Source organism: Oricola indica (genome assembly GCF_019966595.1).
In the GTDB taxonomy this organism is placed as follows: Bacteria; Pseudomonadota; Alphaproteobacteria; order Rhizobiales; family Rhizobiaceae; genus Oricola; species Oricola indica.
In genome coordinates this window covers 991,659-1,012,337 of sequence record NZ_JAINFJ010000001.1, presented here as the reverse complement: position 1 = coordinate 1,012,337, position 20,679 = coordinate 991,659, and the positions used below count along the sequence as shown (strand labels likewise).

Below are 20,679 nucleotides of genomic sequence, written 5' to 3'. Positions count from 1 at the left end.
TTCGCGCGCCGATGCAATTCGACTGGTGGACCTTCGCCATTCAGCTCGTCAACATCGCGGTGTTGGGATGGCTGCTCGCGCGCTTCCTGTTCAGGCCCGTGGCGCACATCATTGCCGAGCGCAAGGCCGAGACAGCGCGGGTTCTCGAAAAGGCCGAGGATGCCCGGCGCGCGGCGTTGGAAGCTGAAGGGGCGGCGGAAGCGGAACGCGACCGCATCGTGGCGGAGCGGCTGGAGCTGATCGAAAAGGCGCGGGCGGACGCCGACGCGCAGAAGGCTGCCCTGATCGACAAGGCGAGAAACGAGGCCGCGGCCATTCTCGAGAAGGCGAAATCGGAGGCGGAGCACGCGACGGAGGAGGAACGCGTGCGTCAATTGCGGCGCGCGACCGATCTCGCCGTCGCAATGGCCGGACGGTTGTTGGCGGACCTTCCCGTCGATGCGCGCGTCGCCGGTTACGCGGAACGGCTTGCGGGCGCGATCGATGCTCTCGATGCGGGGGAGCGGACGGCCATTCTCGAAAACGATGGCGGGTTGCATCTGGTCGCGCCGCGGATGTTGAGCGAGGAGGAGCGAGCGGCGGTCGATGCCGCGATCGGGCAGCGCGTGCCTCATGACGGGCCGCTTCCCGTTGAAACCGACGAGACGCTGATCGCGGGCCTCGAGCTGCGAAGCCGCCATGGCGCGATCAGGAACTCGCTCGGCGCCGATCTTGAACGCATGGCAAAGGCGTTGAACGACAATGAAAAGGGCTGATTCGAACAATTCGGGTTCCGATCCAGCTCTCGACGGGCTTTTCGAGGCCATCGACCACGTCGAGCTCGGCACCCGTTCCGAGGCGATCGGCCGTGTCACGCAGGTCGCCGACGGGCTCGCGCATGTCTCCGGCCTCGGATCGGCCCGGCTCGGCGAATTGCTGGCGTTCGAGAACGGCGCTCGTGCCTTCGTTCTCAATCTGGAAGTCGATTCGATACAGGCCGTCCTGCTCGATTCCGTCGAAGGTGTGGAAGCAGGAGCCTCGGTCCGCCGATTGCACGAACTCGCCAGCGTCCCGGTGGGCGAGGGCCTGCTCGGACGAATGATCGATCCGCTCGGGCGCGTGCTGGATGAGGGAGATCCCGTTGAAGCCGCCGCGCATGAACCGGTTGAGAGACCGGCTCCGGCGATCATCGACCGGGATTTCGTGTCCGAACCCGTCGAGACAGGGATTCTGGTGATCGATGCGCTGTTCGCCATCGGCCGAGGCCAGCGCGAGCTGATCATTGGCGAACGGGCGACGGGCAAGACGGCGATTGCCGTCGACACGATCATCAACCAGAAGGACACGGATATCGTCTGCGTCTATGTCGCCATCGGTCAGCGGGCGTCCGCCGTGCGCCGCGCGGTCGATGCGATCCGCGAAAAGGGCGCTGCCGACCGCTGCATATTCGTGGTGGCCCCGGCGACAGCCGAACCCGGGCTTCGATGGCTCGCTCCTTTCGCCGGCATGACCATCGCCGAGTATTTTCGTGACAGGGGACAGCATGCGCTCATCGTGCTCGACGACCTGACCAAGCACGCGACGACCCACCGTGAGTTGTCGTTGCTGGCGCGGCAGCCGCCCGGACGCGAAGCCTACCCGGGCGACATCTTCTACCTGCATGCCCGGCTTCTCGAACGCGCCGCCAAGCTGTCGCCCGAAAAGGGCGGCGGATCGCTGACGGCATTGCCGATCGCGGAAATCGAGGCCGGAAACCTCTCGGCCTATATCCCGACGAACCTGATCTCGATCTCCGACGGGCAAATCGTTTTGTCGAACCAGCTGTTCGCGGCCAACCAGCGTCCGGCGGTCGATGTCGGCATGTCCGTCAGCCGTGTTGGCGGCAAGGCGCAACTCGACGCGCTGAAAAGCGTCGCCGGGCGGGTCCGGCTCGATTATGCGCAATATCTGGAACTTCGGGTTTTCTCGCGTTTCGGCGGCTTCGGCGACGAAACGCTGAAGCGTCGCATCGCGCATGGCGAGCGCATCGGCGCGCTGCTGGCGCAACGCCGGTTTTCGCCCCTGCGCCCGGTCGACCAGATCGCTCTTCTGGCGGCGCTCGATGCGGGTGCCCTCGATCATGTTCCCCTCGAGGCGATCGATGCGGTCAAGGATGCATTGCCCGCGATCATCGACAGCGCGCCGGACCTGGCAGCATTCCGCGACAAGCCGGGGGATATGGACGATGCCACTCGCGCTGCGCTGGTCGAATGTGTTCGGCAGGCGGCGGCGAGCGCCGGCAGGGTGGCGAACTGATGCCGCATATCGAGGACATCAAGGACCGCATCGGCAATATCGGCCAGATCGAGGGCGTTATCGTCGCCATGCGGGCCATGGCGGCGGCGCATGCGCAGGAGGCGCGGCGTCACCTGCAGGCCATTCGCGAGCACGAGGAAACCGTGGCGCGTTCCATGGCCGAGGCCCTTTCGCTGGTGCCCGGAATGGCAAGCACGCAGGAGAGGGGCGAAAGCGAACAGTCGCATCTGCGCATCGTCGTCGGTGCGGCGCAGGGTTTCAGCGGTCAACACAATGAACGGATCGTCACCGGCGCGCTGGAACAGAAGGACGAGCCGGAGGACAGGCAATATTTGTTGATCGGCCAGCGCTGTATTTCCGAGTTCGCTGAACGGGGCATCCGTCCTTTGTGGTCTGCCAACATGGTCGCCCATGCCGCGGAGGTTCCCGCGCTGGCCAGCCGGATCGTGGATGCATTGTTCGTCCCGCTGGAGCGCGGCGAGGTCCATAGTGTCAGCATCGTCTATGCCGATCCCGCCTCGACCGAGATGGCGCTGACGATCCGCCGACTTATGCCGTTCGACTTCGGGCGCATCACCGCCCCGCCTCGGCCGTCTCCCCCGATCACGCTGATCCCAGCGCCGCGCCTTCTCGAACAACTGGTCGAGGAGTATGTCTTCACCGAGGTCTGCGAGGCGCTGATGCTCGGTTTCGCGGCGGAGAACGACGCGCGCATGAACGCCATGACGCGCGCCCGGTCAAACGTGAAGGAAATCGCCCAGGACCTGCAACGCAAGTTTCACCAGGTGCGCCAGGAAGAAACCACGACGGAGATCATCGAACTGTCCGGAACGTCTTGAAATCGATGGTTCCTGTTTTCTTAAAGTAATGAATTTTATACATAATTTACAGGCTTGACCACAAGATCTTGTTAGCCGATTCGCACAGGTCTGCAACATACAAGCGTTTACAGACTGCTGGTATCTTTCGAGATGCATCGCCGGCCGGGAGGAAATTGCCGCCGCGCATGCAATGTCCGATCCGCGCATCATGATGATCGCGCGGGGACACTCCTACGGAGAATGAGGGGAAGCATATGATTGTGCGTTATCTCAGGGACGAGTCCGGTGCAATGGTTGTCGAATACGGACTTATCGTCGCGATCATCGCGGTATCGGTGATCGGGGGATCGATGATGATCGGGTCGTCGATCGACAACAATCTGAATCTGGTCGCCACGACCATCAGCCCTTCATAACAGCCTCTCGCGCGCCGGCTCTGAACCGGCCCGACAAGCGTCTCAACTTTCCTGCCGCACGGTGCTGAGCGAAACGGTTGCCGGCCGACTCAGCGCTTCGCGGATCTCGGCGGGTATCGGCAGGGCGCGCAACTGCCCCGTTTCATCGACGCCCGACCAGACACGCGTCTGCTTTGCCGTCACGATGGTCTCGCCGTCGAGCAGGAACTCGTAGGCGATGTCGAAGGACGTCCTGCCCCAGCGCACGACCTTCGACGACAGCACAAGAGTGTCTCCGACCCGTGCTGGCCCCTTGAATTCCGCCTCGCTGCGTACGAGTGGCGTGCCGCGAAGCTCCGGATGAGCGGCCAAAGTATCGGCGAGCGAAAAGCCGCAAGCCGAGAAAAGGGCGGACAGCCCGTGTTCCATCCAGTCGAAGAAATTCGGGTTGTAGACAATCCGCGCGGGATCGCAGTGCCCCCATTCGACCAGAATATCGATTTTACATTCGAGCATGATGACTGCCTTTCGACCCTGCCGGTACGAACGCGCTATCGACGCATGGACCGGCGGCATCGCAATGCCGCGCCGTGCGTCAACATGCAAGCCACTCGAAAGGGCTCCGGGCCGAAAACGAGGCGCAACAAAAAATGTGCACTGGCCGCATTGGGGTGCTGGTAAGTCGCGATCGGGAAACATACGTCTACCGGATGGCAATGCTGCCGCCCGGCGCGTTGCCCGGGAGCGATGAAACCGGAATGAAATCAGTCTTTTCCTATCTCCGCTACGCCTTCGCCGTCACGGCGCTTGGTCTTGTCCTGGCCGCATGGCTGGGCTGGGAGACCACAGGATCAGGTGCCGGCATGATGTCGTTCCTGTTCACGGCGACGGTGCTCGCGGCGCTGGAGATCGCACTTTCTTTCGACAACGCGATCGTCAACGCCAACAAGCTCAAGGAAATGGACCCTGTCTGGCAAAGACGTTTCCTGACCTGGGGTATCTTGATCGCCGTGTTCGGCATGCGCATCGTGTTTCCGCTTCTGGTCGTCGTCATCGCGGCGAATATCGGCCCCGTCTCGGCGCTGGTCCTCGCGGCGACTGAGCCTGAACGCTATGGCCTGATCATGGAACGGGCTCATGTCTCCATTGCCGCGTTCGGCGGAACCTTCCTGATGATGGTCGCGCTGAGCTACTTTATCGACGAGGCCAAGCAGGTGGACTGGATTCGCACGGTGGAGGGGCGCCTGCGTCAGATCGCGCCGATCCGCGGCATTGAAATCGCCATCGTGCTGGCGATCGTCATGTGTTTCGCGACCATCCTGCCGGAACGTGAATCGGCGATGTTCCTGTTTGCCGCGGCCAGCGGCCTTTTGACCTTCCTGTTCGTGGAGATTCTGGGCCATGTCCTCGATGCTTCGCAGGACGCGGCAAGAATTGCGCGCCAGGGCGGGCTGGGCGCTTTCCTATATCTCGAGATGCTGGATGCGTCGTTCAGCTTCGACGGCGTGATCGGCGCATTCGCGCTGACGCGCAATCTCTTCCTGATCGCGATCGGGCTTGGCATCGGCGCGATGTATGTGCGTTCGGTGACGATCATGCTTGTGGAGATGGGTGCGCTTGCCAAGTTCCGTTACCTCGAACACGGCGCCTTCTATTCGATACTCGTGCTCGCGCTGATCATGTTCGCGCAGTCCTTCGTGCACATACCCGAAGTGATAACGGGGTTGATCGGCGTTGTGCTGATCGTTCTGTCTCTGCGTTCATCTCTTGCCCACAACCGCAGGAATTGCGGCTAGCCGCGCCGTTTTTTCGCTTTTACGCCGATTTTATGGACGCCGGCCCGGCGAGGGGCCAAGCGTGACGCGAAGTTGGAAACGGAGTGGGCTTGCCATTCCGTTTCGCACGGGTTTTATGTCGGTCTGAAAGCCAGATGCGGAGGATGGATTGAAGATAGGCACGCCGAAAGAGGTGTTCGAGGGGGAGCGCCGGGTTGCAATGACGCCGGAGAGCGCATTGCAGTTGCAGAAACTCGGCCATGAATGCGTGATCGAGACGGGCGCGGGTCTTGCCGCGGGTTTCGATGACGCCGCCTACAAGGCGGCCGGTGTCGAGATTGCGAAGACGCCCGCTGCGCTTTGGAAGGCGGCTGACGTCATCGCCAAGGTGCGTCCACCGACGAACACCGAAGTCAAGCGCCTGAACGGCGACAAGACGCTGATTTCCTTCTTCTATCCAGGCCAGAACACGGAACTGCTTGAGCTGTGCAAGGGCACTGGCGCGAGCGTCATCGCGATGGACATGGTGCCGCGTATCAGCCGCGCCCAGAAGATGGACGCGTTGTCGTCCATGGCCAATATCGCCGGCTACCGGGCAGTGATCGAGGCGGGCAGCAATTTCGGACGCTTCTTCACCGGTCAGGTCACAGCGGCCGGCAAGGTTCCGCCGGCGAAGGTGCTGGTCGTTGGTGCGGGCGTTGCGGGTCTCGCGGCGATCGGCACGGCGACCTCGCTTGGCGCCATCACCTATGCTTTCGATGTGCGTCCCGAAGTGGCGGAGCAGATCGAATCGATGGGCGCGGAGTTCGTGTTCCTCGATTTCGAGGAGCAGAGCCAGGACGGCGCGGCGACCGGAGGCTATGCGGCGCCTTCGAGCCCTGAATTCAGGGAGAAACAGCTGGAGAAGTTCCGGGAACTCGCGCCCGACATGGACATCGTCATCACGACTGCGCTCATCCCGGGGCGCGACGCGCCTAAACTCTGGCTCGAAGACATGGTCGCGGCCATGAAGCCGGGTTCCGTCGTCATCGATCTGGCGGCCGAGCGCGGCGGCAACTGCGACCTGACGGTCGCCGACGAGAAGGTGGTTTCCGAAAACGGCGTCACCATCGTCGGCTACACGGATTTCCCGAGCCGGATGGCGACGCAGTCCTCGACGCTCTACTCGACGAACATTCGTCACATGCTGACCGACCTCACGCCGGAGAAGGATGGCGTGATCGTCCACAACATGGAGGACGACGTCATTCGCGGCGCCACGGCGACGCATGAGGGCGAGATCACCTTCCCGCCGCCGCCGCCGAAGATTCAGGCAATCGCGGCGCAGCCGAAGAAGGACAAGCCGAAAGAGCTGACGCCCGAGGAAAAGCGCGCGCAGGAGGTCGCCGCCTTCAAGGCGCAGACCAGGCAGCAGGTCACGCTGCTCGCAGCGGGTGGCGCGGCGATCCTGCTGGCCGGCCTGTTCACGCCGGCAAGCTTCATGCAGCACTTCATTGTCTTCGTGCTTTCGGTCTTCGTCGGCTTCCAGGTGATCTGGAACGTCAGCCACGCGCTGCACACGCCGCTCATGGCGGTCACCAACGCGATATCCTCGATCATCATCCTGGGAGCGTTGATGCAGATCGGATCAGGCTCGTGGCTGGTGCTGGTGCTTGCGGCAGTGTCGGTCTTCATGGCCGGGATCAACATTTTCGGTGGCTTCATGGTCACCCGGCGCATGCTCGCCATGTTCCAGAAGTCGTAAGGGGAGGCGCGCCATGGAATACGGTTTCACTACGGCCGCCTACGTTGTTGCGGCGGTCCTTTTCATTCTTTCGCTCGGTGGTCTGTCGGGCCAGGAAAGCGCCAAGCGCGCGGTCTGGTACGGGATTGCCGGTATGGCGCTGGCGGTCTTCGCCACGCTGATCGGGCCGGGCTCCGGCCTTTGGCTTCTTTCGATCATCTTGATCGCGGGCGGCGGCGTCATCGGCTGGTATGTCGCAAATCGCGTGCAGATGACGGAAATGCCGCAGCTTGTCGCCGCGATGCATTCTCTGGTCGGCCTCGCGGCGGTCTTCGTCGGTTATAACGCTTATCTCGAAGCCGCGCGGATCAGTGGGCTTCATGAACTGGCGGCGCACCCCGAGCAGTTGAAGGCAATAGCGAATGGCATGATGCCGGAGGAGTGGCTGCATCTGCAGTTGCAGTCGCTGAAGGGTTTTGCCGCTATTGTCGCTCACAAAACGCCCACTGAATTGGTGATCTTGAAAATCGAGGTCTTCCTCGGCGTCTTCATCGGCGCGGTCACCTTCACTGGCTCCGTCGTCGCTTATGGAAAGCTGGCAGGCAAGGTCGATTCCAAGGCGAAGAAACTGCCCGGTGGCCACATGCTGAACGCCGGTGCGGCGGCGCTTTCGGCGATTCTGCTGATCGCGTTCTTGAACGGTGCGGGAATGTGGGCGCTCATCCTGATGACGCTTTGCGCTCTTTTCATCGGCTACCACCTGATCATGGGCATCGGCGGCGCGGACATGCCGGTCGTCGTCTCGATGCTCAACTCCTATTCGGGCTGGGCCGCGGCTGCGATCGGGTTTTCGCTGTCCAACGATCTCCTGATCGTGGTCGGCGCGCTGGTCGGCTCGTCCGGTGCGATCCTGTCCTACATCATGTGCAAGGCGATGAACCGTTCCTTCGTCTCGGTGATCCTCGGCGGGTTCGGCAACACGACCGGGCCGGCGCAGGCGGTCGAGGGCGAACAGGTGGCGATTGACGCCGAGGGCGTCGCAGCGGCGCTTGCGGAAGCCGACAGTGTCATCATCGTGCCCGGTTACGGCATGGCGGTGGCCCAGGCGCAGCAGGCCGTCTCGGAGCTGACGCGCAAGCTTCGGGACAAGGGCAAGGAGGTTCGCTTCGCGATCCACCCGGTCGCCGGGCGTTTGCCCGGGCACATGAACGTGCTTCTGGCCGAGGCCAAGGTTCCCTACGACATCGTCATGGAAATGGACGAGATCAACGAGGACTTTCCCGAGACCGACGTTGTGATCGTCATCGGCTCCAACGACATCGTCAATCCGGCCGCCCAGGAGGACCCGAACTCTCCAATCGCCGGCATGCCGGTGTTGGAAGTCTGGAAAGCCAAGCAGGTCTTCGTCTCCAAGCGCGGCCAGGGTACGGGATATTCCGGTATCGAGAATCCGTTGTTCTACAAGGATAATACGCGCATGTTCTTCGGTGACGCGAAGGCTTCCGTAAGTCAGCTGATCAACTTGATCGACTGATCGGTTCGGAATGCGGATCCGGTTCGGAAGCGGGGGCGTAAGCCCCCGTTTTCCAATTGTGATCCAGGTCAAATTCCCGTCCGGTCTCAGAAAACGCTGCGCTGAGACTATGCCGGCCTGATGGCCTCTCACACGGCGAAATCCGGGTGCAACGTCACCACCACCGACGGCGCCAACGTGATCACCATCATGAACACGACGATCGGCGACCGTTCGGAAGCTGACCGCGGTTTCAGCGTCCGAGCGGTATGGCAGACAGCGGAGTGGCCGGTTTACTGCGGGGCGACATCGTTGACGAAGGACCGCAGGATCGCGTTGAAATCGTCCGGGCCGTTGATGTGTGGTGCATGCCCAAGGCCGTTCATGATGATCGGTTTACCCGACCAGATGTTGCGGTAGGACAGGTCAGCGACATAGTCCGTATCCACGAAGCGGTCGTCTCCGCCATTGATGATCGCCAGCGGTATACTGCTGTTTTCGGCCAGTTCTCTTTGCCTTCGCGGCGGCTGGGCCGCAAGCGCCTCGAACAGATATTGGCGGGCAAGGCAATCGGTTCTGGCGATGAGACGGTGCCAGTCCGGTTCCTGCAGCATCGTTTCGTTGGTGTCGTAATCGCCGATCAGTGCGGCGAGTTCATCGATTTCAGCATCGGACAATTCGGCCAGCGATAGAAGAACCAGTCTCGGAAACAGCTGAAATCCCGCCATGGTGCCGTCGGCGCGCCGCTCGATCGGCGGGCTGCTGATGGTCATCAGGCCTTTCAAACCCGGTTTGCGCTCAAGCAATTCGTAGCCGATATGGCCGCCGAGGGACCAACCGACGACGACCGACTCCCCGATATCGAGCTTTCCCAGGGTTTCTGCGACACAATCCGCATACCCTTCGAGGCAGTATGTCCGGCGCGGATTTTCGGCATCCGAGGATGATCCGTGTCCCGGCAGGTCGAGCGCGACAATCCGCCTGTTATCTTCGAATGCGCCGAACTGCGACCGGAAGACTTCCTTGCCCAGCGAGTTGCCATGAAGCAGTACCACAGGGGTTCCGCTGCCATGATTGTCCATGACGGAGATCTCGGCATGGGATGTCTTGACGGAGCAGGTTTCGAAGTCGCGGTTATTCCAGGTCATCTCTATCATGTTCTATGGTTCTCGCGTGAATTCACACGACATGTCGTCGGGCAAGGATGGACGGGCGCGATTGATTTCCAACACCGGGGTTTGTACATTTTCATAGGCAAGATTATGCAGCGTTTAGGTCAGGCCTGTGTCAGAATTGTCTCTGCAGCAGTATAATGCGTATGTAGATACGATCTATGCCGCTGCGACGGTGCCAGACTCCTGGAAACATTTTCTCGAACTGGTTTCGGACGCGTTTCTGGGGGCCAGGGTCGCTCTTCATGGTCACGATCTAGCAACCGGTCACACGCTTGGCGCGCTCAGTCACGGTTATGATCCCGACTATATCGCGGTCTATGAGAAAGAATATTCCGCGATCAATCCGTGGACTGGCGGCTATGCGAAGGGACCGATCGGGCGGGTGCAACTGACCGAAGACCTGATTGATGCCGCTTCGCTGAAGAAGACACGCTTCTATGATGAATGGATACGCCCGCAGGGCGATATCGGAACCGGTGTCGGTATCACGATTTGCCGGGATTCGTCGAAACGCATGCGCTTGTCGTGCAATGTAAGTTTCCGGAATGGCGATCGGCTGCGCACCGAAATGGTTCAGACTTTGACCGCGCTTGCGCCTCATCTCAGGCGGTCATTCGAGATAGGGCGGAGATTGCAGGGCAGGGCGCTCGGCATGGGTTTTGAGCCGGCATTGGACAAGATTTCGAGCGCGGTGTTCCTGGTGGATGCGCATATGCGTATCCGGTATGCGAACCGCGCAGCCGAAACCATGCTTTCACGCCAGGATTGCGCGACAAGCATCGACAAGCGCCTCGTGTTTCTGGACAAGGATGCGAATCGTCGTTTTGGCCGGTCGATCCATGCCGCTACCAAGCCTGATTATTCGGCTTTCGAGGGGCAGATCAAGCTGCGTAACGCGGGCGGCGACATCATGATGGAGATCAGCGTCGTTCCGCTTGTGCGGACGGTGTCGAATTCCGACAATGTTTTCGAATGGATGGATGATACGCGCGCCAGCGTCATGGTCTGCGTTCAGCAAACAGGACCTTCTCCCAAGCGCAGGCAGGTCAAGTTTACCAATCGCTACGGGCTGACGGCGACCGAGGCTCTTCTTGCCGAAGAGCTGCTCCGTGGTTCCACGCTCAAACTTGTTGCGCAGGAACGGGGTGTGAGCATCCACACTGTTCGCAATCAACTCAAGGTCATCTTCGAGAAGACCGGAACGTCTCAGCAAAGCCAGCTGGTAGCCCTGCTCGCGAAGGGATAAGGGCCCGAACAGGCATTCCGGTCTCACGCCGTCCCGAGCGGTGGTTCACCTTCTCGTTTCGTCGACAAACCTATCGAATTTCAGGAACCGAACTCCGATACCGGCGTTGAAGTCATGATCGCGCTGTCACAGTGCGATCGCCAGGAACGGTCGAGAACCACAACGTAGGAATGACGGTACCGATGCCGCTACGCTCAGCTTGCGGTCGAGGTTTCGTATTGCCGCGTGACGGCCGATGCCAACGCACGAGGCGAAGGAGAAGACAATGAATTTCGCAAAGACTGCCGCTGCCGGAACGCTCGCATTGGCGACCGCTCTCGGCGGGAGTGCGGCATTTGCCCAGGATAACAGCGCCACTCCCGACGAGCCGGTCGAACGTGTCGAAATAGGCGTTCTCGACTGTGTGGTCGAAGGTGGCAGCGGCTTCATATTCGGGTCCACCAAGGATGTGAGCTGCACGTATCGTCCTGCAGATGGCGGCGTCGAGGAGTCCTATTTCGGCGCGATTTCGAAATTCGGGATCGACATCGGCAAGACCGATGCCAGCTACATGACCTGGGCGGTCTTCGCTCCGACGAATGACGATTTCGCGCCCGGCGCTCTGGCCGGCGATTACTACGGCGTCTCGGCCGAGGCGACGGCAGGTGCGGGCGTGGGTGCGAATGCGCTTATCGGAGGCTCCGGGGAAACTTTCTCCCTGCAGCCGCTGAGCGTCAGCAGCCAGACGGGACTGAATTTCGCGCTTGCGGTCAGCGAACTGGAGTTGCGCTCCATCGCAGACTGAACGCGAGATCGGGGCGGAGAACACGCCGCCTGACATAACTGATCACAACCAGCAGAAAAAAGGAGATGTCTTATGAATTGGGACCAGATCGAAGGCAAATGGACCGAATACAAGGGCAAGGCCCGTCAGTCCTGGGGTGAACTCACCGACGACGACCTCGCTGAAATCAATGGCAGCCAGGAGGAACTGGCCGGCAAGATTCAGTATCGCTACGGCAAGTCGAAGGAAGAGGCCGAGCGCGAGGTGAAGGACTGGCTCGATTCCCTCTAAGAGGGCTTGCAACAGCCGTGAAAACAAAGGCCGCCCCGGAAAGGGGCGGCCTTTTCTTATAGTGCCTGCGAAAGAACGAGGAGGATTATCACCACGCCCAGCGCGGCAAGTCCGGCGCGCATCCAGGTCGTCATACCCCCGAATCTCGATGTCGGCGGCACGACGCTTTCCAGTTCGGCGTCACCCTGCGTATCCTGCTCGATCTTGCGGTTCCGCAGATCTGCATTGGCATTGCTTTCGTCGGACATGCTCATTCTCCCGATTCCATGAACGGCATGAGCTGTTTCAGCGCCGCAAAGTCCGAATCCAATGGATTTGAGGATTTGGCGCTTTTGAGTAGCAGCTCCGCATGGGAGGAAATGAGCTCGCGTGCCGTCTGGTTCCCGATCTCGTGTAGTCGCGACAGTGCCTGGGCGAGGTGCTCCATCATCAGCATGTTGTCAGCGGACGCCCGACGCAGCGGATGGAAAGCGCTGTCGAGCATGTTCTCGAGACCAAGGCCCCGCATCTCGACGCGTACCGTTCCGTCGCTGTCGACAATGTCGCGCCGGCGCAGTCCGAGACGTACAGCTGCGGATAGCGCCGAGGTCATGCGGTCGAGCGAGGCGATTGCGGTGAATGTGTCGTTCACGCCGGGAGAAAGCGCGCGTAATGCAATCTCGATCAACAGATTGATCGAGTATTCGATCTCGTCGACGGCGTCTCGCGACGGCAGGATGAGCAAGCACTGGCGGACAAGCCCTGCGATTTCGTCTTCTTCCTGTTCTGGATGACGGGAGAGTAGGGCGACCGTCTGGGTCTCCAGAATGAAATCGCCGGGCTTGAAGCGTAACCTGACCGTAAAGTCGTGCTTGCGTGCGAGTACCGCCAGCGAGTTTTCGTCAACGCCGTTCAAATAACCGGACTGGGTTGAGGCGATCGCATGGTCGAAATCCCCGGGAGAGGATTGCGCGTTCGCCTGTTCCTCCTCGTCGCGCACCATCCAGGCGATGCGGTTTTCCAGCCGGCGGGAAATCTCGGCGATTTCTTCGTCGATTGTCACGCTGCGCGAAACGGCGTGGACGAAGAAGATCAGTTGCAGCACGAAGACGACCGCGAGAAGCATGGAGACCGCGATCGATATCGACGGCACGAAACCGGGGCCGGTCCGATAAAGCACGGTAAGGGCGAAGAGGAACGTTCCGCCGAGCATACCCGCCGTAATCTGATTGGCGCGGTCGCTGGTGAACCGTTTCAGGAGCCTTGGTGCGATGGTTCCGGCGGCGAGGGTGAAAACGATGAGGACGAGCGAGTAGACGAGACTTAATGTGGTGATCGCGGCCGCCGCGATCGTCCCAAGCACGTTTCTCGCGGTTTCGACGGACATTCCCGAAAAGATTTCCGGCTTCGCGAATTGCGGCCAGTCAAATGCGTGATCGATCCAGAGAAGGGGTATCGCCGACAACCAGATCGCGAGCGCAATCGCACCCGGAACGGTGATCAGCCCGCGAAGAGCCAGGTATCGGCTTTTGTAATCCTGCTTCAAGCATGCCCCCCTGCTGGCCAGCCTATCACCATAGAACGCTTCGGGCACCGCCCCGTTCCCCGGTGGAAAGGAGTCAGAACCATTCCCGCGATTACGCGTTGGTCCAGCATACACGAACAGTGCCGCGCGAGCGGCAGATCATCGTTCCGGAAAAGGAGATTTTCGATGTCAAAAGATCATGGTCCGAGCATCAAGAACGACGATGTCTATGAATCCCTTCGAGATGATGGTGCCTCGAAGGAAAAAGCCGCACGCATCGCAAACGCGAAAGCGGGGGGTGGCAAGCCGTCGAAAAAGGGCGGCAAGGCCGCTCCTTATGAAGATTGGACCAAAGACGAACTCTATGATCGCGCCCGTGAGATCGGGATCGATGGCCGTTCCGACATGAACAAGGACGACTTGATCGCCGCTCTTCGCGATCACTGAAATATTTTTTTTTTCTGTAGGTGGAACTGGATGCTTTTTCGAGCGTTCTGTTGATGCAAGCGACACAACAAGTCGATTTCAGCAGCAGGCGCTCTTCCCCTCAGGCGCCTTGAGAGAACCGGAGCCCCCCGCCGGTTCTCTCTTTTTTTGTTCTCTCAGATAATTTCCGAATGTCCGATCGAGAGCGTGTAGACGACCGCGTCATTGCTGAGCTCGAGGGAGCCTTCGCCATTGATTGCGGCCGGCACGATACGTTCGAGCATGGTGCGGCCGAAGCTTTGCTGCTTGTCGACGGAAGAGTGCACACGCGGCGTTTCGCGCCAGATGAGTGTCGCGTTTGCATCCGGTCCCGGCTCGCGATGACAACTGATGGTAATCACGCTGTCGGCCAGCGACAGCGCGCCGTGAACCAGCGCGTTGGTCACCAGTTCATGCAGGGCCAAGCCGATATGCAGGGTGCCGTTCGGGCCAAGCTCGATATTGTCGCCCTCGAATGTGATCTTGCCGTCGGCCAGCGGAACCACATCGCGCACCTGGCGTCGCACGAGATCCGAGAGGGTCGAGCCGCGCCAGTCGCTCTCGGTGATCACATCCTGGGACTTGGCGAGTGATTGCAGCCGGCCGGTGAACCGTCGGATATACTCGGTCTTGGTCGGCGCCACGCGCGCCGTCTGCGACGACAGGCTCAGCACCATGGCGAGCATGTTCTTGGACCGGTGAGCGACTTCGCGCAGCAGGTTCTTCAGCGTTTGTTCGCGCTGTTTTTGATCCGTGACATCGATGCACGAACAAATGTACCCGTCCGCACCCGTCTCCTGATCGCGCTTCCGATTGATCGTGAAATGAAGGTTCCAATGCGCCGGGCGCCCGGACTCGTCATCCGCGAACGCGGTCACATCGACGCTGCGGGCTTCCCCGGTTTCGGAAGCCAGTTGTTTCGCCTTCGCCAGCTTCTGACGATCATTGTCATGAAAAAGAAGGCATTCGTTGGTGCCCGTCCGGTCCCATTCGGCCCATACAGATTGGGGGTTCACGAACCACTGATAATCGCCGTTCAGATCCTGAAAGAAAATCGTGACCGGTGTGCCCACCAGCGATTCCAAGACGAGTGTGCGATTGGGCATTCTTCTACGCCAATACAGTTATCGGGCAGGTCGGCATGGACCTGCCCGATAAGATAATCATGCTCTGTTCAGTACCCGTGTCACGAGGCTGATCGCAAACAGGATCAGGAACACGAAGAACAGGATTTTCGCAATGCCGGCTGAAGCGCCGGCAATTCCGCCGAAACCGAGGAAAGCCGCGATCAGGGCGACAACGAGAAATGTAAGAGCCCATCCAAGCATAACGTATCTCCTTGTTGTTGCACAAAGTGACAACGTGCATGCTCTCCTCCGGTTCCGAACCCGACCGCTGTTTATGCGGCGTTTTTCACATCTTCCTGAAAGAAGAGTGCCTGGCTGATCAGCGCGGACACGGCGGCTGGTTCGAACGGCTTGGTAACGAGGAAGGCCGGTTCGGGGCGTTCGCCCGTCAGTAGCCGCTCGGGAAATGCCGTGATGAAAATGACCGGAAGCGACATGTCCTGAAGGATCTCGTTGACCGCGTCGAGGCCGGAGCTTCCATCAGCGAGCTGGATATCGGCCAGCACGATGCCGGGCCGGTCCTCGCCCACCATCTTCATTGCCTCGGAGTGGGTGCGGGCGATGCCGGTCACCGTGTGCCCGAGATCTTCCACCATGGCCTGTATGTCCATGGCGATCAGCGGCTCGTCTTCGATGATGAGCACCTTCGTTGCCACCTGAGAGGCGATATCGCGATGCGCTTCATCAAGGAGCTTTTCGAACTCGGCCTCGTCGACATTCAGGATGTAGGCAGCCTTTTCATGCGTAAAGCCTTCGACGAAGACCAGCAGGAAGGCCTGGCGCGGGAGAGGCGAGATCGCCTGCAGGTTTCTAGACGTGTTCGCGTCGAGCCCTGCGCCATGGTGATCGCGCAGATTGATGTCGATGGATGACCAGAGCGAAACGAAGAAACGGTAAAGCGCCGTCCGGGTATCTTCACCCTGCGGCATTGAAGACGGATCGGAAATAAGAGCCTCAAGCAGGGCGCCGACATAATTGTCCGCGCTTGTCTGAGATCCCATCACCGATCGCGCATAGCGGCGCAGATAAGGAATCTGCCCTGACAATTCGGCTGCAAGCGACATATCAACCCTCCTGATCAGTCACGTATCCCGCCCAAAACGCATGCGGGAAAGAAAAGTTCCAAAAACTTCGCAACCATTTTCAATCCGGGGCGTTTTAGCCTAGATTGAGAGGGTTACAACCAATGACAGCATTGCAAAATCAGGCAGATGATCCAATGCCGGAGAGCAAAAATAACAAGCCGAGGCTGGACGATCTTGCCGCGTCGCAGATCGGCAAGAAACTGCGCGCGCAATTTGACGAAGTCCTGAACGAACCGGTTCCCGATCGCTTCCTCGAGCTTTTAAACAGGCTCGAGACCGCGGAAGGGAGGCCTGCAAAGGATTCCGATCATGACTGACGCGATGGATTTCAAGGACGGTCTTCTGACCGCCATTCCCAATCTTCGCGCCTTTGCGATCTCGTTGTGCGGTACGGCCGACAAAGCCGATGACCTCGTGCAGGAGACGCTCGTCCGCGCGTGGGACAAACAGGCCTCTTTTCAGCCGGGCACCAATTTGCGCGCCTGGCTGTTCACGATTCTCCGCAATGAGTTCTACAGCCAGATGCGCAAGCGCGGCCGCGAAGTCTCGGATGCGGATGGCGCGCTGACCGTCGCGATGGCGACGCATCCCGAACAGGCGGGCAAGCTGGACATGCAGGATTTCCAGGCGGCGCTCGCCGAACTCCCGGATGATCAGCGTGAAGCCATTATCCTGATCGGCGCCACCGGACTGTCATACGAGGAAGCCGCCGAGATCTGTGATTGCGCGGTGGGGACGGTGAAAAGCCGTGTGTCCCGCGCCCGCAAACGGCTCAGCGAACTTCTCGGCGTGTCGGACAGCAGCGAGTATGGCCCCGATGGTGTCTCGACCCATGTGATGAACCGGCCTTTGGTTGGTAACGCGGCGTGATCAGCCCAGCAGGCGCGCGAAGGCTCCGCAGAGGTCTTCGTAGGTGAACGGCTTTCTCACAATCTCGCTTCGCCCGGTATAGCCTGTTTCGATACGGGTTTCGTCGCCGGTCGTGAGAAAGACCACAGGGATGGACTCCTGGCCGAGTTTCTCGATCAGGCTGTCACCGAGCGCGGATGCCGTGTGGATGTCGATGACCGCAAGATCGAAGCGCCGGGATTCCGGGATTCTTGTTTCCCCGCCGCCCTCGGTCGCGATATCGGTTGCGCCGAGTTCGGCGAGGATCGACTCGATATCCACCGCGATCAGGGCGCTGTCCTCGACGATCAGGACCGATTTTTCGGAAAGCACAACTCGATCTCCAATTTTGGGATGGAGACTAAAGCTATGATATGCGTTTTCGTCTAGGTCATTAAAAAAAGACATAGTGTCCGACGTTATTTGATTGGTCTGAGAGGTCGGTTGCCAATGAATGTGTCTCCGCCGAAGTCGGCATTGAATGTCTCGTGCGAAGAGTGCCCGCTCTTGTGCAGCGACAGCTTCCGCGCGTTCTCGCGGGAAGAGCTCGAATTCGTCAGTGCTTTCAAGCGCGGTGAACTGGCTAGCAGTACCGGATCGAGCATTCTTCTCGAAGGGTCGAACAGCCCGCATCTCTATACCGTGCTTTCCGGATGGGGATTTCGCTACAAGATGCTCGAGGACGGCCGGCGCCAGATCCTCAATTATATTTTTCCCGGTGATTTCGTTGGATTGCAGAACGCGCTGCACACCGAAATGCAGCACTCTGTGGAAGCACTGTCCGACATGGTGTTCTGCGTGTTCGAACGTTCCCGGATCTATGAGTTGTACGTGAAACAGCCTGAATTGGGTTTCGATATAACCTGGCTTGCCGCGCGCGAGGAGCAGATGCTGGATGAGCATCTTCTGTCGATCGGCCGGCGCACTGCCATCGAGCGCGCGGCGTATCTCCTCGCCTTCCTTTCAGACCGCGCCGCTGCGGTGGGGTTGTTCGAAAAAAACAGCCGCATCGAACCGCTCACTCAGCAGCATGTCGCCGATACGCTGGGTCTTTCGCTGGTCCACACCAACAAGACGCTGCGCAAGCTGTGCGACAACGACACGATCGCCTGGCATGATTCCGGCTTCGAGATCCGGGATGCCGAAAAGCTCAAGGAGATTGCGGGCTGGCCTGGGGTTTCCGGCCTCGCGCGTCCATTCCTGTAAAACAAGAAAGAGCCCGCGGGGAGCAATGCTTCCCGCGGGCTCTTTTCCTCCCGGCGTGTTGCCGGATGCGCGTCTGCGTCACTCGGTGATGAGCGAACGCAGCATCCAGACTGCCTTCTCATGGAAGGTCAGACGCGCGACGAGCAGGTCGTGCGAGACGAAATCGTCGCTTTTCTCGGCGGCTTCCGCAGCCGCGCGCATTTTGCGGATTGCCGCTTCGTGGTCGTCGATCAGTTCAGCGACCATGTCGTGCGCTGTGCGCGCCGTGGTGTTGAGCGAAACGACGGCGTTGTCGGGACCGGCCGCGTTGGCGATCGGTGCATGATGACCCAGAGCGCGAATACGTTCAGCGATCACGTCCGCTGCGTCGAACAGATCCTTGTAATGCTCTTCGGTCAGGACATGGATCGAGTGGAACAGCGGTCCGACCACGTTCCAGTGATAGACGTGCGACTTGATTACCAGGAAATAGGTGTCCGTGAGAATTGCCGAGAGATGTTCGGCGACCTCCTTGCGCGAATCCGCGGAAAGCCCGGTTTCGATCTCTTCCTTACCGAGTTTCGGTTTCAGAACTGCTTGTGACATTTGGTTTCTCCTCGTGTGTTGGGGGCCGGACTATCAGTCCGTGGCAACAGTCTCGCCGACCGTGGTGTCGTCGCTGATCGTGCCGGCATCCTGCTGGAACGGGTAGAGTACGAAGGCGGCGACGCCGGCCAGGACCAGTCCTGCAATCAGGACCATCAGGACAGGTCGACCACGTTCGCCTTGGCGTGCTTCTCCAGTGGAAAGCTTGGTCACTGCTTTCTCCTTTTCTTGATTTCGATAAGGCATGTCGCATCAACGCGGAGGGCGCGTTTCGGTTCCCGAGAGAACGATCAACCCGCTGGCATGCGGCTGGTTTTACCCGAAGCGACCTTGGTGACGGTGGGATCGCCGAATACGGTGTTATCGGCGCCGCGAACGGCGATCTTCAGGCGCTCGTCCTCATCGACAGACCATTCGAAGACGATGTCTTTTTCGATCCAGTTTTCCGGAATGGCGACGCAATCGCCCAAGGCGATGGGGTGTGTTTCGGCCTCGTGAAAGGCAAGCGGAAGAATTTCCTCGCATGCCTCGCGCGACGCGTAGAATTCGATTGGGGTGGGGACGTTCTCACAGGCTTCGAGCGTGTGATCGCATCCAAGCATCAAAATGGCGAAGACGAGGTTTTCCATCGCAGTCTCCTTTGGGGAGACAACGGATGAAACAGCTCGGCGTTCCCATGCGTCGAGGAATGCGCGTTTCGGTGCGATCAGAATTCTATTTCGTGTATCGGCGTTGAGATTTGCGGGAACCACCGCCGGTCGGGCGCGTTTGCCACCAGACACCCGGCGGCCGGTCCGTGGAAAGTCGCGACCACCGGGTGCGCGAGCGAAAACACTCACGAAAAGGATACTACTATGTTTAAGCATCTTTTGGCCACCACAGCATCCATCGCCCTGATTGCGACGCCGATTGCGTACGCTCAGGATGCGTCGAACACCGGCGAAATGGACAATGCACCGATCTTCTCGCAGGAGCCCTATGAAGGCGCTGCCCCGACCGACGGTTTCTATCAGGCCGATCCGAACCAGATCCTGGCGACGCGCTTTATTGGCGCTTCGATCCACGGCAGCTCGGACGAAAATGCCGAGATCGTCGGCGACGTCAATGACATCATCATGACGCCCGACGGCAAAGCTGTTGCCGTGATCGCGGGTGTCGGCGGTTTCCTCGGAATCGGCGAGAAAGAAGTTGCCGTTTCGATCGATGAGCTGACTTGGGTCAGCAACGCCGATGGCGATCACATGCTTGTCGGCGACCTGACCAAGGAAGAACTGGAGAACGCTCCCGCCTTTGACAGGGACGCTCTTGATCCGGAACGCACATCCGCCGAAGCGCCGGCCGACGAGGCGATGACCGATGATCAGCAGATGGCTGAGAAGGACGCCGTTTACGGCACCGACATGGAAGGCGGGCAGGGTACCGACAAATCAATGACCACGGCATCGACACCGCGCATGGAAACAACTCCGGTCGGTGAAGCGAGCTTTGAAGCGAGCGAACTGATCGGCATGACCGTTTCCGGCGCCAACAACGAGACAGTCGGCGAAGTGTCCGATGTCCTTGTCGACAAAGGCGGCAAGATCAATGCCTTCGTGATCGATGTTGGCGGTTTCCTGGGCATCAACGAGAAGCCGGTCGCCGTTTCGATGCGCGATCTGCAGCTTGCTCGTGTCGAGGGTTCGAACGACTGGACCGAAATCAAGACCGGTCTGACGAAGGAGAGCCTGGAGTCGCAGAAGGCCTACACCGAGAAAGACTACATGTCCGATAGCGATGCGGTCATCCTGATCGCACCGGCTGAATAACACAGTCGCGCCGCGCCCGATCCGGGCGCGGCGCTTTT

At 59.9% G+C, this 20,679-nt stretch carries 26 protein-coding genes; 15 read left to right on the top strand and 11 right to left on the bottom strand.

What is annotated here, in order from left to right; all coding sequences use genetic code 11:
* Positions 1 to 11: 11 nt before the first annotated feature.
* From LC343_RS04840 to LC343_RS04825, 4 genes are all read left to right on the top strand, one after another.
* Positions 12 to 755, top strand: coding sequence for a F0F1 ATP synthase subunit B family protein (locus tag LC343_RS04840; protein ID WP_223475949.1), 744 nt, complete (start codon positions 12 to 14; stop codon positions 753 to 755).
* Complete coding sequence (locus tag LC343_RS04835) at positions 742 to 2,274, top strand: F0F1 ATP synthase subunit alpha (protein WP_223475948.1); 1,533 nt, start codon at positions 742 to 744, stop codon at positions 2,272 to 2,274. The genes LC343_RS04840 and LC343_RS04835 overlap by 14 nt, the downstream gene beginning before the upstream one ends.
* Positions 2,229 to 3,113, top strand: a complete 885-nt coding sequence (locus LC343_RS04830; protein ID WP_223475947.1) for a F0F1 ATP synthase subunit gamma — start codon at positions 2,229 to 2,231, stop codon at positions 3,111 to 3,113. The genes LC343_RS04835 and LC343_RS04830 overlap by 46 nt, the downstream gene beginning before the upstream one ends.
* 236 nt (positions 3,114 to 3,349) lie before the next feature.
* Positions 3,350 to 3,511 carry a Flp family type IVb pilin gene (locus LC343_RS04825; protein WP_223475946.1) on the top strand — a complete coding sequence of 54 codons (162 nt, stop codon included), beginning with the start codon at positions 3,350 to 3,352 and terminating at the stop codon, positions 3,509 to 3,511.
* Between the two features lie 42 nt (positions 3,512 to 3,553).
* Here LC343_RS04825 and LC343_RS04820 read toward each other — a convergent pair whose 3' ends face one another.
* Entirely contained in the window at positions 3,554 to 4,006 is a 453-nt protein-coding gene (locus tag LC343_RS04820; protein ID WP_223475945.1) for an acyl-CoA thioesterase, read from the bottom strand.
* A 242-nt stretch (positions 4,007 to 4,248) separates the two neighbouring features.
* On the opposite strand from LC343_RS04820, the gene LC343_RS04815 reads away from it, so the two are divergent.
* The 3 genes from LC343_RS04815 (at position 4,249) to LC343_RS04805 (ending at position 8,522) form a co-directional block, all read left to right on the top strand.
* The gene (locus tag LC343_RS04815) at positions 4,249 to 5,286 is read left to right on the top strand and encodes a DUF475 domain-containing protein (RefSeq protein WP_223475944.1); all 1,038 of its coding nucleotides are present in this window, start codon (positions 4,249 to 4,251) and stop codon (positions 5,284 to 5,286) included.
* Positions 5,287 to 5,434: 148 nt separating this feature from the next.
* Positions 5,435 to 7,009, top strand: a complete 1,575-nt coding sequence (locus tag LC343_RS04810; protein WP_223475943.1) for a Re/Si-specific NAD(P)(+) transhydrogenase subunit alpha — start codon at positions 5,435 to 5,437, stop codon at positions 7,007 to 7,009.
* 13 nt (positions 7,010 to 7,022) lie between these two features.
* Positions 7,023 to 8,522, top strand: coding sequence for an NAD(P)(+) transhydrogenase (Re/Si-specific) subunit beta (locus LC343_RS04805; protein WP_223475942.1), 1,500 nt, complete (start codon positions 7,023 to 7,025; stop codon positions 8,520 to 8,522).
* Between the two features lie 272 nt (positions 8,523 to 8,794).
* On the opposite strand, the gene LC343_RS04800 is transcribed toward LC343_RS04805, so the two are convergent.
* The gene (locus LC343_RS04800; RefSeq protein WP_223475941.1) at positions 8,795 to 9,649 is read right to left on the bottom strand and encodes an alpha/beta fold hydrolase; all 855 of its coding nucleotides are present in this window, start codon (positions 9,647 to 9,649) and stop codon (positions 8,795 to 8,797) included.
* A 136-nt stretch (positions 9,650 to 9,785) separates the two neighbouring features.
* On the opposite strand from LC343_RS04800, the gene LC343_RS04795 reads away from it, so the two are divergent.
* The 3 genes from LC343_RS04795 (at position 9,786) to LC343_RS04785 (ending at position 11,976) form a co-directional block, all read left to right on the top strand.
* Positions 9,786 to 10,922, top strand: coding sequence for a helix-turn-helix transcriptional regulator (locus LC343_RS04795; RefSeq protein WP_223475940.1), 1,137 nt, complete (start codon positions 9,786 to 9,788; stop codon positions 10,920 to 10,922).
* A 265-nt stretch (positions 10,923 to 11,187) separates the two neighbouring features.
* Positions 11,188 to 11,706 carry a DUF992 domain-containing protein gene (locus LC343_RS04790; RefSeq protein WP_223475939.1) on the top strand — a complete coding sequence of 173 codons (519 nt, stop codon included), beginning with the start codon at positions 11,188 to 11,190 and terminating at the stop codon, positions 11,704 to 11,706.
* A 72-nt stretch (positions 11,707 to 11,778) separates the two neighbouring features.
* On the top strand, positions 11,779 to 11,976 hold the full coding sequence (locus LC343_RS04785) for a CsbD family protein (protein ID WP_223475938.1): 198 nt from the start codon (positions 11,779 to 11,781) through the stop codon (positions 11,974 to 11,976).
* A gap of 56 nt (positions 11,977 to 12,032) precedes the next feature.
* On the opposite strand, the gene LC343_RS04780 is transcribed toward LC343_RS04785, so the two are convergent.
* Positions 12,033 to 12,224 (bottom strand): hypothetical protein, encoded by a 192-nt coding sequence (locus tag LC343_RS04780; RefSeq protein ID WP_223475937.1) that lies wholly within the window; start codon positions 12,222 to 12,224, stop codon positions 12,033 to 12,035.
* 2 nt (positions 12,225 to 12,226) lie between these two features.
* Complete coding sequence (locus tag LC343_RS04775; RefSeq protein WP_223475936.1) at positions 12,227 to 13,501, bottom strand: DUF2254 domain-containing protein; 1,275 nt, start codon at positions 13,499 to 13,501, stop codon at positions 12,227 to 12,229.
* Positions 13,502 to 13,666: 165 nt separating this feature from the next.
* Between LC343_RS04775 and LC343_RS04770 the strand changes: the two genes are divergently transcribed.
* The gene (locus tag LC343_RS04770) at positions 13,667 to 13,927 is read left to right on the top strand and encodes a Rho termination factor N-terminal domain-containing protein (protein WP_223475935.1); all 261 of its coding nucleotides are present in this window, start codon (positions 13,667 to 13,669) and stop codon (positions 13,925 to 13,927) included.
* Positions 13,928 to 14,082: 155 nt separating this feature from the next.
* Here the strand turns inward: LC343_RS04770 and LC343_RS04765 are convergent, their stop codons facing one another.
* From LC343_RS04765 to LC343_RS04755, 3 genes are all read right to left on the bottom strand, one after another.
* Positions 14,083 to 15,051 carry a PAS domain-containing sensor histidine kinase gene (locus LC343_RS04765; protein WP_223475934.1) on the bottom strand — a complete coding sequence of 323 codons (969 nt, stop codon included), beginning with the start codon at positions 15,049 to 15,051 and terminating at the stop codon, positions 14,083 to 14,085.
* 57 nt (positions 15,052 to 15,108) lie between these two features.
* Positions 15,109 to 15,273 (bottom strand): DUF1328 domain-containing protein, encoded by a 165-nt coding sequence (locus LC343_RS04760; protein ID WP_223475933.1) that lies wholly within the window; start codon positions 15,271 to 15,273, stop codon positions 15,109 to 15,111.
* Between the two features lie 71 nt (positions 15,274 to 15,344).
* Positions 15,345 to 16,136, bottom strand: a complete 792-nt coding sequence (locus LC343_RS04755; protein ID WP_223475932.1) for a response regulator — start codon at positions 16,134 to 16,136, stop codon at positions 15,345 to 15,347.
* Positions 16,137 to 16,258: 122 nt separating this feature from the next.
* On the opposite strand from LC343_RS04755, the gene LC343_RS04750 reads away from it, so the two are divergent.
* Together LC343_RS04750 and LC343_RS04745 are read left to right on the top strand one after the other, a co-directional pair.
* The gene (locus LC343_RS04750) at positions 16,259 to 16,474 is read left to right on the top strand and encodes a NepR family anti-sigma factor (RefSeq protein WP_223475931.1); all 216 of its coding nucleotides are present in this window, start codon (positions 16,259 to 16,261) and stop codon (positions 16,472 to 16,474) included.
* Positions 16,467 to 17,027, top strand: a complete 561-nt coding sequence (locus LC343_RS04745) for a sigma-70 family RNA polymerase sigma factor (protein ID WP_223475930.1) — start codon at positions 16,467 to 16,469, stop codon at positions 17,025 to 17,027. Before LC343_RS04750 ends, LC343_RS04745 begins: the two co-directional genes overlap by 8 nt.
* Here the strand turns inward: LC343_RS04745 and LC343_RS04740 are convergent, their stop codons facing one another.
* Positions 17,028 to 17,378 carry a response regulator gene (locus LC343_RS04740; protein WP_223475929.1) on the bottom strand — a complete coding sequence of 117 codons (351 nt, stop codon included), beginning with the start codon at positions 17,376 to 17,378 and terminating at the stop codon, positions 17,028 to 17,030.
* Positions 17,379 to 17,495: 117 nt separating this feature from the next.
* Between LC343_RS04740 and LC343_RS04735 the strand changes: the two genes are divergently transcribed.
* Entirely contained in the window at positions 17,496 to 18,251 is a 756-nt protein-coding gene (locus LC343_RS04735) for a Crp/Fnr family transcriptional regulator (RefSeq protein ID WP_223475928.1), read from the top strand.
* A 78-nt stretch (positions 18,252 to 18,329) separates the two neighbouring features.
* Here LC343_RS04735 and LC343_RS04730 read toward each other — a convergent pair whose 3' ends face one another.
* From LC343_RS04730 to LC343_RS04720, 3 genes are all read right to left on the bottom strand, one after another.
* Positions 18,330 to 18,836, bottom strand: a complete 507-nt coding sequence (locus LC343_RS04730; protein WP_223475927.1) for a Dps family protein — start codon at positions 18,834 to 18,836, stop codon at positions 18,330 to 18,332.
* A 33-nt stretch (positions 18,837 to 18,869) separates the two neighbouring features.
* A complete protein-coding gene (locus LC343_RS04725) occupies positions 18,870 to 19,049 on the bottom strand; it encodes a hypothetical protein (protein WP_223475926.1) in 180 nt (59 codons plus the stop codon).
* A gap of 77 nt (positions 19,050 to 19,126) precedes the next feature.
* On the bottom strand, positions 19,127 to 19,465 hold the full coding sequence (locus LC343_RS04720; RefSeq protein WP_223475925.1) for a DUF3060 domain-containing protein: 339 nt from the start codon (positions 19,463 to 19,465) through the stop codon (positions 19,127 to 19,129).
* A 225-nt stretch (positions 19,466 to 19,690) separates the two neighbouring features.
* Between LC343_RS04720 and LC343_RS04715 the strand changes: the two genes are divergently transcribed.
* The gene (locus tag LC343_RS04715; RefSeq protein ID WP_223475924.1) at positions 19,691 to 20,641 is read left to right on the top strand and encodes a PRC-barrel domain-containing protein; all 951 of its coding nucleotides are present in this window, start codon (positions 19,691 to 19,693) and stop codon (positions 20,639 to 20,641) included.
* Positions 20,642 to 20,679: the final 38 nt, after the last annotated feature.